Annotated in this window: 12 protein-coding genes; 9 read left to right on the forward strand and 3 right to left on the reverse strand. The window is 44.8% G+C overall.

The window, feature by feature from the left end:
* Positions 1-8 precede the first annotated feature (8 nt).
* The 4 genes from MHI15_RS17705 to MHI15_RS17720 all read left to right on the forward strand — a co-directional run bounded on the left by MHI15_RS17705 (position 9) and on the right by MHI15_RS17720 (position 4,298).
* On the forward strand, positions 9-1,358 hold the full coding sequence (locus MHI15_RS17705) for an STM4012 family radical SAM protein (RefSeq protein ID WP_341164655.1): 1,350 nt from the start codon (positions 9-11) through the stop codon (positions 1,356-1,358).
* A complete protein-coding gene (locus tag MHI15_RS17710; protein WP_341164760.1) occupies positions 1,355-2,221 on the forward strand; it encodes an STM4011 family radical SAM protein in 867 nt (288 codons plus the stop codon). Before MHI15_RS17705 ends, MHI15_RS17710 begins: the two co-directional genes overlap by 4 nt.
* Positions 2,222-2,323: 102 nt before the next feature.
* On the forward strand, positions 2,324-3,061 hold the full coding sequence (locus MHI15_RS17715; protein WP_076129570.1) for a glycerophosphodiester phosphodiesterase: 738 nt from the start codon (positions 2,324-2,326) through the stop codon (positions 3,059-3,061).
* A gap of 4 nt (positions 3,062-3,065) precedes the next feature.
* On the forward strand, positions 3,066-4,298 hold the full coding sequence (locus MHI15_RS17720) for an SLC45 family MFS transporter (protein ID WP_036680370.1): 1,233 nt from the start codon (positions 3,066-3,068) through the stop codon (positions 4,296-4,298).
* A gap of 67 nt (positions 4,299-4,365) precedes the next feature.
* Here MHI15_RS17720 and MHI15_RS17725 read toward each other — a convergent pair whose 3' ends face one another.
* Together MHI15_RS17725 and MHI15_RS17730 are read right to left on the reverse strand one after the other, a co-directional pair.
* On the reverse strand, positions 4,366-5,136 hold the full coding sequence (locus MHI15_RS17725; RefSeq protein ID WP_341164656.1) for a GGDEF domain-containing protein: 771 nt from the start codon (positions 5,134-5,136) through the stop codon (positions 4,366-4,368).
* 125 nt (positions 5,137-5,261) lie between these two features.
* Positions 5,262-5,849 carry a histidine phosphatase family protein gene (locus tag MHI15_RS17730; protein ID WP_076282062.1) on the reverse strand — a complete coding sequence of 196 codons (588 nt, stop codon included), beginning with the start codon at positions 5,847-5,849 and terminating at the stop codon, positions 5,262-5,264.
* 246 nt (positions 5,850-6,095) lie between these two features.
* On the opposite strand from MHI15_RS17730, the gene MHI15_RS17735 reads away from it, so the two are divergent.
* Positions 6,096-7,250, forward strand: a complete 1,155-nt coding sequence (locus MHI15_RS17735) for a phosphodiester glycosidase family protein (protein ID WP_076219736.1) — start codon at positions 6,096-6,098, stop codon at positions 7,248-7,250.
* A gap of 305 nt (positions 7,251-7,555) precedes the next feature.
* Here MHI15_RS17735 and MHI15_RS17740 read toward each other — a convergent pair whose 3' ends face one another.
* A complete protein-coding gene (locus MHI15_RS17740) occupies positions 7,556-8,461 on the reverse strand; it encodes a GNAT family N-acetyltransferase (RefSeq protein ID WP_340012005.1) in 906 nt (301 codons plus the stop codon).
* Between the two features lie 1,417 nt (positions 8,462-9,878).
* Here MHI15_RS17740 and MHI15_RS17745 point away from each other — a divergent pair.
* The 4 genes from MHI15_RS17745 (at position 9,879) to MHI15_RS17760 (ending at position 14,503) form a co-directional block, all read left to right on the forward strand.
* Positions 9,879-10,577, forward strand: coding sequence for a response regulator transcription factor (locus MHI15_RS17745; RefSeq protein WP_076303434.1), 699 nt, complete (start codon positions 9,879-9,881; stop codon positions 10,575-10,577).
* Positions 10,574-11,572 carry a sensor histidine kinase gene (locus MHI15_RS17750; RefSeq protein ID WP_076187328.1) on the forward strand — a complete coding sequence of 333 codons (999 nt, stop codon included), beginning with the start codon at positions 10,574-10,576 and terminating at the stop codon, positions 11,570-11,572. Before MHI15_RS17745 ends, MHI15_RS17750 begins: the two co-directional genes overlap by 4 nt.
* Before the next feature lie 239 nt (positions 11,573-11,811).
* Complete coding sequence (locus tag MHI15_RS17755) at positions 11,812-12,582, forward strand: ABC transporter ATP-binding protein (protein ID WP_036679832.1); 771 nt, start codon at positions 11,812-11,814, stop codon at positions 12,580-12,582.
* Positions 12,557-14,503 carry an ABC transporter permease gene (locus MHI15_RS17760; protein WP_341164657.1) on the forward strand — a complete coding sequence of 649 codons (1,947 nt, stop codon included), beginning with the start codon at positions 12,557-12,559 and terminating at the stop codon, positions 14,501-14,503. The genes MHI15_RS17755 and MHI15_RS17760 overlap by 26 nt, the downstream gene beginning before the upstream one ends.
* Positions 14,504-14,616 lie beyond the last annotated feature (113 nt).

Here is a 14,616-nt window from a genome sequence, read left to right on the forward strand (position 1 = left end):
GAACTGATATGACGTTATCGTCCTTCTCTTTAGAAGAGCTTCACAAGTGGAAAGACAGCATTACTGCTCACCCTTACCGTTCTTATCTGTATTCCTATCCACACAAAACGGCTTACAGGGATTTGCAGCCTCCGATGCCGCTAGAAACACTCTGGCGTGATGAGCCTGCGGAATCTTTCTTTCTATATATGCATATTCCGTTTTGTGGCGCACGCTGCGGATTCTGCAACCTATTTACCCTGCCTGATAAACGCGCAAATGTTCATGCCACATACGTGGATGCCCTGGAACGCCAAGCAAAGCAATGGGCGGAATTCACCAGACATAAACCTTATGCGCGTTTTGCGATCGGCGGTGGAACTCCCACCCTGCTGGCAGCAGATCAGCTCCGCCGCTTGTTCCACATTGCCGTTGATACGATGGGACTGGACACAAATACAGCCTCCATCTCAGTGGAAACTTCACCGGAGACGATTACCGAAGAGAAACTGAATATTCTAAAAGAGTATACGGTGGATCGGGTCAGCATGGGCATCCAAAGTTTTGTCGCTGCTGAATCGGCGGCCATCTATCGCCCACAAAATCCGGATGAGGTATATCGGGCACTAGAGCTGCTGGGGAAATATGATTTTCCCATACTGAATTTAGATCTGATCTACGGGCTTCCGGGGCAGACGGTCGACTCTTGGCTATATTCGCTCAATCAAGCGATCAGCTTTGAGCCAGAGGAAATTTTCATCTATCCGCTCTACACCCGTGAGCATACGATTGTGAAGCCAGGTGATATCCAGCGTCAGGACGATATTCGCCTAGATTGCTACAAAGCCGCTGGGCAGCTGCTTAGAGCGAGAGGATATCGCCAATACTCCATGCGTCGTTTCGCCAAGGAAGACGCAGGAACAGCTAAACCCATTCTCGATTATAGCTGCCAAGAAGAAGGAATGGTCGGATTGGGCTGCGGAGCAAGATCCTACACCCGCCATGTGCATTACGCTTCCCGTTATGGGGTAAGCCGTAAAGCAACCGAAAGCATTATTGCTGATTACGTTGCGACGGATCGTTACGATACTGCGGATTACGGGATTGTGCTGAGTTTTGAAGAACAGAAACGCCGCTTTATTCTGAAGGCGATTCTACATAGCGAAGGGCTGAAGCTTGAAGATTACAGCCAGCGTTTCGGTCAATCGCTCTGGAGCGATTATCCTGAGCTGTCCAACCTGCTTCATTCCGGTCTTGGGCAGGAGGAAGATGGCATCCTGCGCCTTACCACCGAAGGGATGGGTTACTCTGATTCGATTGGGGATTGGTTTATTTCTGGGGAGATCCGAGAGCAGATGGAAAGGTTCGTATTGCCATGAATGCGGTCCTCTACTACCGCGGTTCCCTCACGTCCTGCAACTATGATTGCCCCTATTGTCCTTTTGGCAAAACAAGAGACAGCGCAGCTACGCTCGCCAAGGACCGCCAGGGGCTGGAAGCCTTTGTAGCGTGGGCCTCTGAGCAAGGTGCGGCAGGTCATCGGCTTTCTATATTTTTTAATCCCTATGGCGAAGGGCTGATTCATCGCTGGTACAAAGAAGCAATGATTGCCCTCTCCAATATGGACCATGTTGAGAAGGTAGCGATTCAGACCAACCTTTCTGCCAACCTGGATTTCGTCTCCCAGATGAATCGTAAAAAAGTGGCCTTTTGGGCCACCTACCACCCCGGACAAGTGCGGGAGGATAAATTTCTGGCGCAATGTTTGACTTTATATGAGAACGACGTTCCATTTAGTGTGGGAAGCGTTGGAATACGCAGCGCTTTTTCAGCTATAGCTTCACTTCGTTCTGCGTTACCAGAGAACGTGTACTTATGGGTCAATGCTTACAAAGATAAACCTGATTATTATACAGCTGAGGATTTTGTCTTCCTTAGCGAGATTGATCCACATTTTTCTGTGAATGCTATGGATTATGAAAGCCTTGGCCAAGCCTGCAATGCAGGAAAAGATGTTTTTTACGTACAGGGCGCTGGGCTTGTGAAACGCTGCTATAAGGACAGAGGGGTCATAGGCAATCTTTACCGTGATGGGCTAGAGGGTCTCTCTGCGGTTAGAAGCTGCCGAATGAAGGTATGCGATTGTTATATCGGTTATATTCATATGCCCGAGCTGAAGCTGCGGAGCATCTATGAAGCTGGACTTTTGGAACGAATCCCGTATGGCGCTATGAATAACTGATTTAAAATTCCAGACAGGGTTTCTTTACTCTCTGTGGAATATGACAAGTAGCCCCCATCTATAGGGGCATAGCAAACACTAAAGTTGGAGGGACAATAACTTATGAACAACATCATTAATTTTGCGCATCGTGGAGCGTCGGCAGTGTGTCCAGAAAATACTATGGCAGCATTTCGCAAAGGTCTTGAGCTGGGTGCAACCGGAATAGAAACTGATGTACAAATGACCAAGGATGGCGGCCTAGTCCTCATTCATGATGAAACTCTAAACCGCACAACAAGCGGAACCGGCTATGTGAAGGATCATACACTCGCAGAACTGCTGGAAGTGGACGCAGGCTCATGGTTCGGACCTGAATTCAAAGATGAGCGCCTTCCATTGCTGGAAGATTTATTAGATCTGCTGCAAGGTAGAGATACCATACTAAATATCGAGCTTAAAAATGGCACTTTTTTATATCCGGGTATGGAGGAAAAAGTGATCGCGGCCGTACGGGATTTCAAGATGAGCGATCGCGTCATTTTTTCGAGCTTCAACCATTATTCACTAGCTTACTGTCAGTCGCTGGCACCGGAGATCAGAACAGGAATTCTGTACGGGGAAGGCTTGTATCGTCCTTGGGATTATGCAGCTACACTTGGAGCGACTGCGTTGCATGCGTATCATTTTGCAGTACTGCCTGAATTCGTCGAAGAAGCGGCGAAGCATGGCGTTGTCTACCATCCCTGGACCGTTAACGATCCCGAGCGGATGAAATATTTAATTGAAGCTGGTGTATCAGGCATTATTACCGATCATCCAGACCTACTCGCTGGACTTCTGGCTGACAAGGGAGTGTGATGGTGTGAAAAAAGTCTGGCTGCTCGGATTCGGCTTTTTCAGCATCAGCATTACATGGAGTCTGTATAACGCATTTGTACCTTTTTTCCTCGAAAAATATGTACATAGCGTGGCCCTAATCAGCTTCATGATGACGATTGATAATTACTTCGCCTTATTCTTGCAGCCTTGGATCGGCAATCGGAGTGACCGCACGACCTCGCGTTTTGGACGCAGAATGCCTTATCTTATGATCGGTATGCCCTTCGCTGCCGTGCTGACTATGCTGATTCCGTTTCATACCGGACTATTTACACTGCTTTTATTTATGATGCTGATGAATCTAGCCATGAGTTTATACCGTTCCCCTACCGTCGCTCTCATGCCCGACATAACACCTGAAGAGCAGCGTACAAAGGCTAACGGATTAATTAATTTCATGGGTGGATTCGGATCAATTCTGGCTTTCGGCGTGGGTTCGATCCTCTATAAATCAAATCCTGCGCTGCCATTTCTCGTTGCTGGACTGATTACCCTGTTATGTCTGTTTATCGTATCGCGCTTCATCAAAGAAAAACGGGATGGTGTGAATATAAGCCCTACGCTTCTATCCGATACAGCGGGGAGCCCTTCTGCGACGATAGTTAAGCCTTCCAGAGTCTCCTTTCGCGGCCAGCTGGATCGTACTACAGTCTTTCTACTGGCAGCGATTTTCTTCTGGTTTGTAGCTTATCAAGGGGTCGAAACCTTGTTTACATTGTATGGCAAAAACCATCTGGGCCTCAGTGAACAAGCAGCCTCCTTCTCCCTTACCTTCTTCTCCCTTGCCTTTGTGCTGTTCGCTATTCCGAGCGGTTGGCTGGGTGGGCGATTCGGGAAAAAGAAGATCATTATCGTCGGCGTATGTGGCCTGATGACGGTCTTTGCGCTTGTTGGGTTTGCACAGGACCTGCTGGTGCTTCGAGCGTTACTCCTGACAGGAGGAATCTTCTGGGCTTGTATCAACATCAACTCTTATCCTTATGTTGTTGCAACGGGAACTGAGGAGAGTATCGGTACTCGAACAGGGATGTATTATTTGGTCTCTTCACTGGCAGCGATCAGCTCGCCACCTTTGCTGGGGCTAATGATTGATATTTTTGATTACTCCATCCTGTTCTATGTAGCAGCGATTAGTATGGCCGTTGCCCTGCTCTGCCTCTTCTTGATGAAGGGACGCAAGCAAGTCCCCCACAAGTTTCACACACCGGGAGCCTAAAAAAAAGCGTCAGCCTTAGACATCTATTTATGTCCAGAGCTGACGCTTATATTTTACACTTAACAAACTAATTTTTATAAACTGAATAACGACCTGTACCCAGCTGTTTGGCGGTGTACATCGCTGTATCTGCTTCGTGCAGCAGCCTGAAATGATCCACCTTGCCATGACTAATGCTGATGCCTATGCTCGCAGATACAAAGAGGTTGTGCTCTCCCAGCTGATAATGTCTGGTCGTCTTCTCCAGAATCTGCACCGCTAACTGCTCCGCTTCCTTCTGATTGCAGCCTTTAGCTACAATCACAAATTCATCACCGCCTATGCGGAAAATATGGCGTTTTCTTTTGCTGGAGAATTGACTTAACCTTCCTCCCACCTCTTGCAGCAGTAAGTCACCCACATGATGTCCTAAGCTGTCATTGATCGATTTGAAACGGTTCAAATCCATAAACAATACGGCTAGTTGCTCATTTACTTTGCAGCGATCCCAAAAGTGATCCATTCCATTCTTGTTTAAGAGCCCCGTCAAGCCATCCTTATAGGCAAGTTCCTTAAGCTGCTCTCTTTCCGCCAAAACAAGGTTCAGCCGTGTAAGCAAAAACATTAAAACAGCTATCGTAAGCGCGTATATCAATAACGGAGTGAAAATCCCCCCATTGACCTCTATAGTTTCTTCTAAGGTTTTTTTGCCTAGCTGATGCATTGCCCACAATCCAACGACGATAGTTATAATGGAAAGGCCCGTATAAACCGCTCTTTGTTTTGGTTCCTTACTAGCAACATCCCGGTAAAATCTCAATACTAAATAACCTACAACCCCTGCGATGATAATGGACATTAACGTTTGTAAATAAATCTGAACCTCTACCACCTTTAATTCGCACATCCTTCTGAACTACAAATAATTAGCTTACTGTACTGCGATACCAATATATAAAAAAGCTCTGAACATTATCTGAACACTTACTCTTTCTCCAAATGCCGCGCACAATTATATAACTCGCAGTTCCAGGAGCCATCCGATTCGGATTTTGTTATTCGCGTAATTGACGTATTGTTCAATAATACTGTGCCGTCCAGTTCTGGAAGTAGTCTTCTAAGGCTACTGCGTAAAATTGCACCATGGCTAACGATCAGAATATGACTGCCTGAATGTCTCGCCGCAATTTCTTCAATCACTTCGCTGCCTCTGAGCTCGCTGGCTTCTGGAGTTTCCAAACCCAAATCTAACGTCTTCCAATCGGTTCCCCATCGTTCAATCCGCTCTTGCTGCGTAGTTCCTTCAATAAGTCCCGCATACATCTCTCGAATGCCCGACGCTAAACCCGTGATCTCAAGGCCTAATCTTTCTGCAATAACCTCTGCCGTTTGCCGCGCTCTGAGTAAATCACTTGAATATATGTAATCCCATTGTTCTGTGCTAAGACGTTCAGCCAGTAGTTGTGCCTGTTGCAGGCCTTCAGCATCCAATGAATTATCTGTATGCCCTTGCACTCTGCCTTCTTTATTCCACGCGGTACTTCCATGGCGAATTAAACCTATCGTAGTCATAAAAATCTCCTTTTAGCTATTGAGTCTAGTGGCAATTGTGATGCTGGTTATTGTGGTGGTTATTGTGCTGGTTATTGTGCTAATCTCAGTGCAATTTCAGTGCTAATATAAATAATATAATCTATATTCTATCAGATTCACCCTATGAACATTTAAAAATAAAGGTTATCCAAGTTTTTGAACATGAGGTATAATAAACCTTGTCGTTTTTTACAACAGCTACAAGATAAGGAGTAATTGTTTATGATGAAAAAGCTAGGGTCCACTCTGTTTCTTACCTTCTTACTGCTCGTTCCACTTGTCGCCACTTGCCCATCCACTGTTGGTGCAACACCAGTTCCTAAAAACACCGTCTATGTGGACAAGAATAACCATTCATACATACCACTGCGTCTCTTAAATAGCTTCACTGGTATACAGTCTGTATGGAATCCTAACGAAAAACGTATAAGCATTACGAATGCAGACACCACCATAACGCTTACATTAGGTCAAACCGCTGCGCTCGTCAATGAAAAGTCGGTTACGCTAACTGATCTTGCTTTCAGTGATAATGGCACGGTATATATCCCGTTGTCTTTTATCAGCACAACGCTTGGCATTCAATTAACCTGGGATAAGGAAGCCTCTTCATTAACCCTTAAGAGTAATGATATTGCAACCACTGTTCCTGTACAGTCCGGCGCACTAATCAAAGCAGATTCTTCACCAGTTGTCAGCGCTAGTAAAACCTTCAAAGTTGGCGGCAGATCCTTCAAAGCCCAGACGGTTACAGTGTCCCTGCTGCATCCTAAGGTGAAACTTGATGTCGTACTGGCTGGAAATACGGTCGGAAAAGTAGAGGACCTAAGCAGTCTGGCTAAACGTAATAATGCCGTAGTTGCGATTAACGGAACATTTTTTGATGCCTATACAAAAGGAGCATACAAAGCTCCATACGGGTACATTGTCAGCGGCGGAAAAATGCTTAAAAATAGCTCCGGGGATCGCCGGACGATTTTTACCTATGACAGTAACCATCTGGCGTCACTGATTCCTGGGCTGGAATTCACAAGCCGCTTCGCTTCCGGCTCCATGGAAGGAGCTCTTCAAGCCGGCCCGCGTCTTCTTGTGAACGGCAAGGTATCCCTAAATGTCGCGGCAGAAGGCTTCAAAGATCCAAAAATCTTAACCGGCGGCGGAGCACGCAGCGCGCTCGGATTAACACGCGACCATAAGCTCATTCTACTGACCACTGGTGGAGCCACCATCCCACAGCTGGCAGAAATGATGAAGCAAGCTGGAGCGTATCAAGCCATGAATCTGGATGGTGGTGCATCCAGCGGGCTCTACTACAACGGCAAATATCTTACGTCCCCTGGGCGTCAGATCAGCAATGCAATTGTAGTCAAATATCAATAAAATCTCTGGGCCAGACGGCTAGTTGCGAGTGCTGAGCTTTGTGATTTGACTCAGCTACTGCTCGACTATGGCTACTAAGAATATATGATTCTATTGTACAAAGTGCAATCAGAGGCAGTTTGCAGCGCATAATTGCTCTGGCGGTATGATTGCTGTGCGACGTATGAGATTACTGTGCAGCGTATGATTGCCGAGCTCAAACCCAAAAATCCCCTTGATGACTTACCCATCAAGGGGATTTTTCATAGTACGTTGCCAGTTTAGGTACTGCTGACAGATCCAATATCGGGGGCAGCCGGTGCAACTTAATCTGTGTGACCTGAATATTCCCACACCTGTAACCAAACTTCTGTAGTAAAGCCCAATTCCTCATAGAAAGGCTGCATAGAACCTACGTAAACTTTACTAGCTCCGAGTTGTTTTAAACGGTTAAATCCTTCGTGTAGAACCGCCCGTCCCAGTCCCAGCTTTCGATAGTTAATGGATGTGCCTACAGGCTCCAGAGCACCAATTCTATTGCTGCTGTCCCAAAAAATATTACAAAAGGAAACCACTTCGCCCGTGTCATTCACAACGCTAAGATCGAGCTGCGGATTATAGCTTGGAGCGTTACTCATATTCCCATAATGCAGCAGCGTGAGCTCTGCCTCCGCCGTTTCTGCATAGTCGAAGGCCATGATATGTCCGAGCGCTTTTGCAGTAACCTCGATCTCATCTCCGCTGCATATTCTAAAGCCAGAGGGGAGCTCCACAGGGAATTCCTCATCCAATCGCAAGGAGTTTACGCTTTCCTTACCACCCGTTTGATGATACCCCCTCTTACGAGCAACCTCCGCCGCAGAAGTCATATTCTCCGGTATTGGCACATACAGCTCTACGTAACCACCGTTCTCTTCCTCAGCTTTTTGTTCAGCAAAAGCGAACATTTCTTCAAGTAATTTTTCCGGAGGATTCATCTCAGCACACTGAAAATAGAACCCATCGTCCCTGCACACTACAGCTGCAAGCTCTCCATTCTCATACTCCCATAAGCCCACTTTTTGTTCCCACTGCTCCAGCGTTCCACTTCTCGTCTCCTGAAAAAAAATAACAAATTCCCAGCGGTCTATAAGCCAGGTATTTGGAGTCTTTAGCTTACTGTAACTTTGTATAAGAAAATGACGTACCTTTAGCAGATCTTCAGAACGGTAGCTTCTAAAATTAATGTTCATTTTCCACGCCCCTCTCTTTAATTTCATATTAAGGGGGATGCAAAATGAAGCATATATCATAATTAGTTATTATTATTTTATACTACCTAATATGATCCGTACGTTCACAAAACAAACATTTCTCGAGTGGAAATTATGAGCTCCACGCATCCGTTAACTGCATTTAGTGCAACTATTCCTCAGAAAGTTACTTAAAAAGATAGTTAGTTGTATTTCGTGCAGTTAAATTTCTGGTTTTCCTTTAATTCCACTAGATTCACCCTTTTTAGTTGTACGAAGTGCAATTAGAGAAAGCTTTGGAGTGCGCGATCTTCTTCCGGAGGAAATAGTCACTGATCAAGCTTTCTCAAGCGATAATTATGAGCTCCACGCATCCGTTAACTGTATTTAGTGCAACTATTCCTCAGAATGCTCCTTCAAAAGTTAGTTTAGTTGTATTTCGTGCAGTTAAATTTCCGGTTTTCCTTTAATTCCACTAGATTCACCCTTTTTAGTTGTACGAAGTGCAATTAAATGGCTTCTAGGGACGATCTACGCAGAAATAAGTGTACAAAGTGCAATTAGAGAAAGTTTTGGAGTGGGCGGTCTTCTTCCGGAGGAAATAGTCACTGATCAAGCTTTTTCAAGCGATAATTATGAGCTCCACGCATCCGTTAACTGCATTTAGTGCAACTATTTCCTCAGAATGTTACTTAAAAAAATAGTTAGTTGTATTTCGTGCAGTTAAATTTCTGGTTTTCCTTTAATTGCACCCAGTTTACCCTTTTTAGTTGCACAGAGTGCAATTAAATGGCTTCTAGGGACTATCTATGCAGAAATAAGTGTACAAAGTGCAATTAGAGTAAGTTTTGGAGTGGGCGTTCTTCTTCGGGAGGAAATAGTCACTGATCAACTATTTCCAAGCGATAATTATGAGCTCCACGCATCCGTTAACTGCATTTAGTGCAACTATTCCTCAGAATGCTCCTTCAAAAGTTAGTTTAGTTGTATTTCGTGCAGTTAAATTTCCGGTTTTCCTTTAATTGCACCGAATTCACCCTTTTTAGCTGCACGAAGTGCAACTAAACGGCTTCTAGGGTCTATCTACGCAGAAATAAGTGTACAAAGTGCAATTAAGTCTGAATAAGCTGCTTGAGCTAAATCTGGATTGCTTAGATCTAAATGAGTTAGATTTTAGATCAGTTAGATTTGGATCGATTAGCGGTAGATCAGCTAGAGCTAGATCAGCTAGAGCTAGGCCAGCTAGGCTAGACCAGCTAGACTAGGCCAGCTAGAGCTAGATCAGCTAGGCTTAGATCAGCCAAATTCCCCTTCGGTAAGTCTAGCTAGATTCTTACGTTGACCACGAATAAGAGTACTCTTTTTGCATAATTTTCCTTGTACATGTTACTGTATAACTGAACAAAGGAGTGAAAATATGGAGACGATTCTAATCATAGAGGACGATGCCAAGCTGGCAAGCTTGCTGAGCACGTACCTATCGAAATATGGGTTCCATACAATTATTGTAGAGGATTTCAACAGGGTGCTGGAGACTTTTAATGAAAGCTCGGCTGACCTTATCTTACTGGACGTCAATCTGCCTAAATACGATGGGTTCTACTGGTGCCGCCAGATTCGTTCCCTCTCACTCTGCCCGATTCTGTTCATTTCTGCACGGGATAGTGGAATGGATCAGGTGATGGCGCTTGAGAATGGCGGGGACGATTATATCACTAAGCCTTTTCACTATGAGGTTGTACTTGCCAAAATCCGCAGCCACATACGTAGAGCATATGGTTCATACTCACAGACTCAAGAAGAGCATAAACTCCAATCTGGAGGTTTAATCCTCTATCCTGAACGATATATGATCCAATACGACGGGCACACGAGTGAGCTAACCCAGAAGGAAGCGGTTCTACTGGAAGCTTTACTGCTTAAGGAAGGACGAGTGGTTAACCGGGAGCGTCTGCTCGATCTCATGTGGAAGGATCAGCATTTCATAGATGACAATACATTAAATGTCTACATAACCCGTGTCCGCAAAAAGCTCAAGGATCTCGGTCTTGGCGACATTGTGGAAACCGTAAGAGGCGCTGGCTATCGGCTTAATGTTTCTAAGGATACGCCATGAGGCTTTTTTGGAGAGACCAGATCTCACTGATCCTATTCTATCTGCTTCAGATGCTGCTTATCCCTTTGCTGTATTGGCTGTCTGGTGAGAACAGACCGATCTCTATCATGCTTTATGGAATCGCCTTGAGTACCGTAGTTCTACTGCTATATCTAGGCTACCGATACGTTCAGCACCGGAGATTGTATGCAGCATTAAGCGAACCTATGGACATGCTCCAAAAACATCTTGTTTCCTTAGGAGACACTCCTCTTTCAGAAGCTATCCATGAGTTATTGCAGCTGATTGACCGCCAGTATCAGGAGCAAGTGAATGCGCATGCGCGCCAGATGGATCAGCATATCGTATTCATGAATCGCTGGGTTCATCAAATGAAGACCCCGCTCTCTGTAATTCAGCTTACGCTAAAGGATCTTGAAGAGGAGGCTGCCGCAAGTATTCAGGAGGAACTGGAACGTCTGCGCAGAGGGCTGGAGATGGTTATCTACACTTCAAGACTTGACCGATTTGAAAATGATTTTCAAGTTGAACCGTTACTTCTGCGCAAAACCGTTAGTGAGGCGGTAGCCGAAAATCGCAGACTATTCATACGCCGGGGTATAAAAGTAGATGTACAGGTGGATGCCAATCTCGCGGTATATAGCGATGCTAAATGGTTAATGTTTATGCTGGCCCAAATCTTAACCAATGCCGTAAACTATACCTCCGGTACTGGCAAGACCGTTACCCTCTCAGCTCAGCGTGTAGGCACCGACACGATTCTGGATATTACCGATCAAGGGATCGGCATTTCTCCTGAGGATCTGAAGCGGGTCTTTAATCCCTACTTTACGGGTGACCGCGGACGACATTATCATGAATCGACGGGGATGGGACTGTATCTCGTCCGGGAGATTTGCAACAGGCTCGAACACAAGGTGGATATTCAGTCCCGGCTCGGGGAAGGAACCCGCGTGCGACTTATTTTTAGCAACAGTGATCATCTACAGAAATAATATTGAGGGGACTTCATCGTCATTATTCATGGCTTTGAAGCCTCCTTCTTCTTTATAGGCTACTTATCTCTCAACCCATTCCCCACAAGGAGAATGGCGAACATAACCTTAACGTCTCTGTAAGGAAACCTTAAGGTAAATCCATAGCAGCTAATCTCTCGATCTTATAAATTATATACATAACCCGTTCCCCGAATAAGGCGGATGAAATCATTTTTGTATTGGAAGGAATGAATGATATGAACGTATTGGAAGTCAAAGGACTTCATAAGGTATACCCTGGCAAAATAGTGACCCAAGCCCTCACCGATATTCATCTTAATATTGAAAAAGGTGAATTTGTCGGAATTATGGGACCGTCTGGTAGCGGTAAAACAACACTGCTCAATATGGTATCCACAATCGACCAGCCGTCCTCTGGCGAAGTGAATATCAATGGCAGCAACCCTTATCTTTTGAATAAAAAAGAGCTCGCTCACTTTCGCCGAAAACAGCTAGGCTTTGTGTTTCAGGACTTCAACCTGCTTGAGACATTAACCGTCGCCGAAAATATTGTGCTGCCCCTGACTTTGGATAACCGTAAGCTCTCACAGATGGAAATCTTGCTTCAAAGAGTCGCTGAACGCTTAAACATTACCGATATTCTGAGCAAACGCACTTATGAAATTTCAGGGGGACAACGTCAGCGGACCGCAATTGCCCGGGCGATCATCACCTCTCCTTCGATTATTTTGGCCGATGAGCCTACGGGTGCGCTTGACTCCAATTCTTCGCGGATGGTGATGGAATCGCTGGAGGATATTAACCACAAAGAAGGCACCACGCTAATGCTCGTAACACATGATCCACTGGCAGCGAGCTACTGCAACCGAATTGTTTTTATAAAAGACGGCAAACTAGCAGCCGAAATTCACCGGGGAGATAACCGTCAGGCCTTCTTCCAAAAGATTATCGACACACTTTCGTTCTGGGGAGGGAATAGTCATGAACTTTCCTCAATTCGCGTTTAATAATGTACGCCGTAATTCGCGCGCTTATTTTGCTTTTTTCTTAAGCAGTGCTTTTATGGTCATGATCTTTTTCTCTTATTCAGTCTTTATTTATCACCCTAGTATTACCAACATCGCGCTGGGTGCGAATTCAGCCTCCGGCATGCAAATTGCTTCTTACATTGTGTTTATCTTTGCGTTCTTTTTCGTACTATATTCGATTAGTGCGTTTCTGAAAATGCGTAATCTGGAGTTCGGCATACTGATGATTTTAGGCGCACGCCCTGGCCAGATCAACAAGCTGATTCTTATAGAAAACATGCTGATCGGACTGCTCTCTATAGTAACAGGTGTGTCTTTCGGCATGCTTTTATCCAAGTTATTCTTGCTGCTAAGCACGACAATTATGGGCATGGAGCCACTACCCTTTTATTGGCCAATGAAGGCGTTAATGATTACTTCTATCTCTTTCATTTCATTATTTCTGGTCATTTCGGTCTTCACATTATTGTTCATTCGTAAACATCAAGTTCTTGAACTGCTTAAGGGAAATGTTAAACCTAAAAAAGAACCCCGTGTCTCCTTGTTGTTCTCGCTCTTTGGGCTTCTACTGTTGACCGTCGGCGCTCTCGCGATTCGGAAGCAATTGTCCCCGTCCTCACTGTTAGTCGCCGCTGTCACAGGTATCGCTGGAACCTACTTTTTCTACTCTCAGTTATCTGTATTGGGCATTCGCCTACTAAAACTAAGACGCAAACGGTTGTGGCGCGGAACCAATCTGCTGTGGATTTCCGAGATGAGTTATAAGATTAAAGACAATGCAAGAATGCTGTTCCTTGTAACTGTGGTTACCTCGCTTGCCTGTATGGCTTCGGGAATTCTTTTATCGATTAATCAAGCGAACTCAGACCTCTATAAAAAATCCCCATTCGCTGTGAGTTATACGATTTATGATCCGAAGGATGAAGCACCAGATTTAGAGCCCATTCACACTAAATTAAAGAATGCTAAAGTCGAGTATACAGAGAATAAAGTAGATCTAATCTCTGCTTCCATTCAAGGAATCGATAAGGAAATAATACTTGGAATTGATCTGATCTCCCGCTCACAGTTCAATCAACTGGGCTTACAGATGGATGTGTCCGAGGTTGGACCCTTGTCTGAAAAAGAATCTGTATTGCTGCTGAACCCACATATGGATTCACAGAATTATGCTGCTAATCGAGCGATTCATTTGAAGGTTCAAAAAGATGAGGAACTGATGTTAAAAGAATTACGAACACCAAAGGTGCATCCAGTAGATCCAATGGCCACCTCACTTCTAATCGTAGATGACAACTTATATCATAAGATTTCAAATTCAGCAGAGAAGTACACGAGACCTTATGTGAGATATCTATACAAAATCCCTGCATGGGACGGTCCTACACCTAATGACAGCTCAGCTGAAGCTGTTGTCACCAGAGACCTTATCCAATGGAATAAAGCCGCTAACAAGGCTAACCATCAATACAGCTCTATACTGGGATCGCGAGCAGACAGCTATCTATCGACCAAACAGGGAGCCGCCATGCTTAGCTTTATAGGAATTTTTATCGCACTGATCTTCTCGCTATCATCCGCCAGCTTTCTCTTTTTCAAGCTTCATACTGAGCTCAACACAGATAAGCAAATGTATAATGCTTTGTCCAAAATCGGTTTAAGTACTAAAGAAATGTCAGCTTCTGCTACCAAACAGATTTCTGTGCTTTTCTATATTCCGATTATTATTGCCACCATTCAGACCCTTGTCGTGATACGCCCGATACTGAAACAGATTAATATCACAAATGTAACTGTGCCCGTGCTTACTACATCTGCTGTATTTCTGGTTGTGCAAACTATCTATTTCCTTATTGCGAGATCACGGTACATTCATAGTCTCAAGAAAATAATGGTGTAACACCATGTTGAAAAGAATCGTAACCCTGGATGTACTTCGCGGCTTGGAACTTATGGCAGCACCAAAAGGTTCTCTAGCTGATCAATAGGCAATTTGCTATAGTTAGTAAACTA

It is taken from the genome of Paenibacillus sp. FSL H7-0918 (assembly GCF_038007025.1).
GTDB classification, from domain to species: Bacteria; Bacillota; Bacilli; order Paenibacillales; family Paenibacillaceae; genus Paenibacillus_AQ; species Paenibacillus_AQ odorifer.

Bases quoted from the DNA above. Each gene is read 5' to 3' on its own strand.
- MHI15_RS17725 (WP_341164656.1), bottom strand. From the start codon at position 5,136: ATGTCCATTATCATCGCAGGGGTTGTAGGTTATTTAGTATTGAGATTT.
- MHI15_RS17740 (WP_340012005.1), bottom strand. From the start codon at position 8,461: ATGAACATTAATTTTAGAAGCTACCGTTCTGAAGATCTGCTAAAGGTA.
- MHI15_RS17715 (WP_076129570.1), top strand. From the start codon at position 2,324: ATGAACAACATCATTAATTTTGCGCATCGTGGAGCGTCGGCAGTGTGT.
- MHI15_RS17760 (WP_341164657.1), top strand. From the start codon at position 12,557: ATGAACTTTCCTCAATTCGCGTTTAATAATGTACGCCGTAATTCGCGC.
- MHI15_RS17755 (WP_036679832.1), top strand. From the start codon at position 11,812: ATGAACGTATTGGAAGTCAAAGGACTTCATAAGGTATACCCTGGCAAA.
- MHI15_RS17750 (WP_076187328.1), top strand. From the start codon at position 10,574: ATGAGGCTTTTTTGGAGAGACCAGATCTCACTGATCCTATTCTATCTG.
- MHI15_RS17705 (WP_341164655.1), top strand. From the start codon at position 9: ATGACGTTATCGTCCTTCTCTTTAGAAGAGCTTCACAAGTGGAAAGAC.
- MHI15_RS17745 (WP_076303434.1), top strand. From the start codon at position 9,879: ATGGAGACGATTCTAATCATAGAGGACGATGCCAAGCTGGCAAGCTTG.
- MHI15_RS17730 (WP_076282062.1), bottom strand. From the start codon at position 5,849: ATGACTACGATAGGTTTAATTCGCCATGGAAGTACCGCGTGGAATAAA.
- MHI15_RS17710 (WP_341164760.1), top strand. From the start codon at position 1,355: ATGAATGCGGTCCTCTACTACCGCGGTTCCCTCACGTCCTGCAACTAT.
- MHI15_RS17735 (WP_076219736.1), top strand. From the start codon at position 6,096: ATGAAAAAGCTAGGGTCCACTCTGTTTCTTACCTTCTTACTGCTCGTT.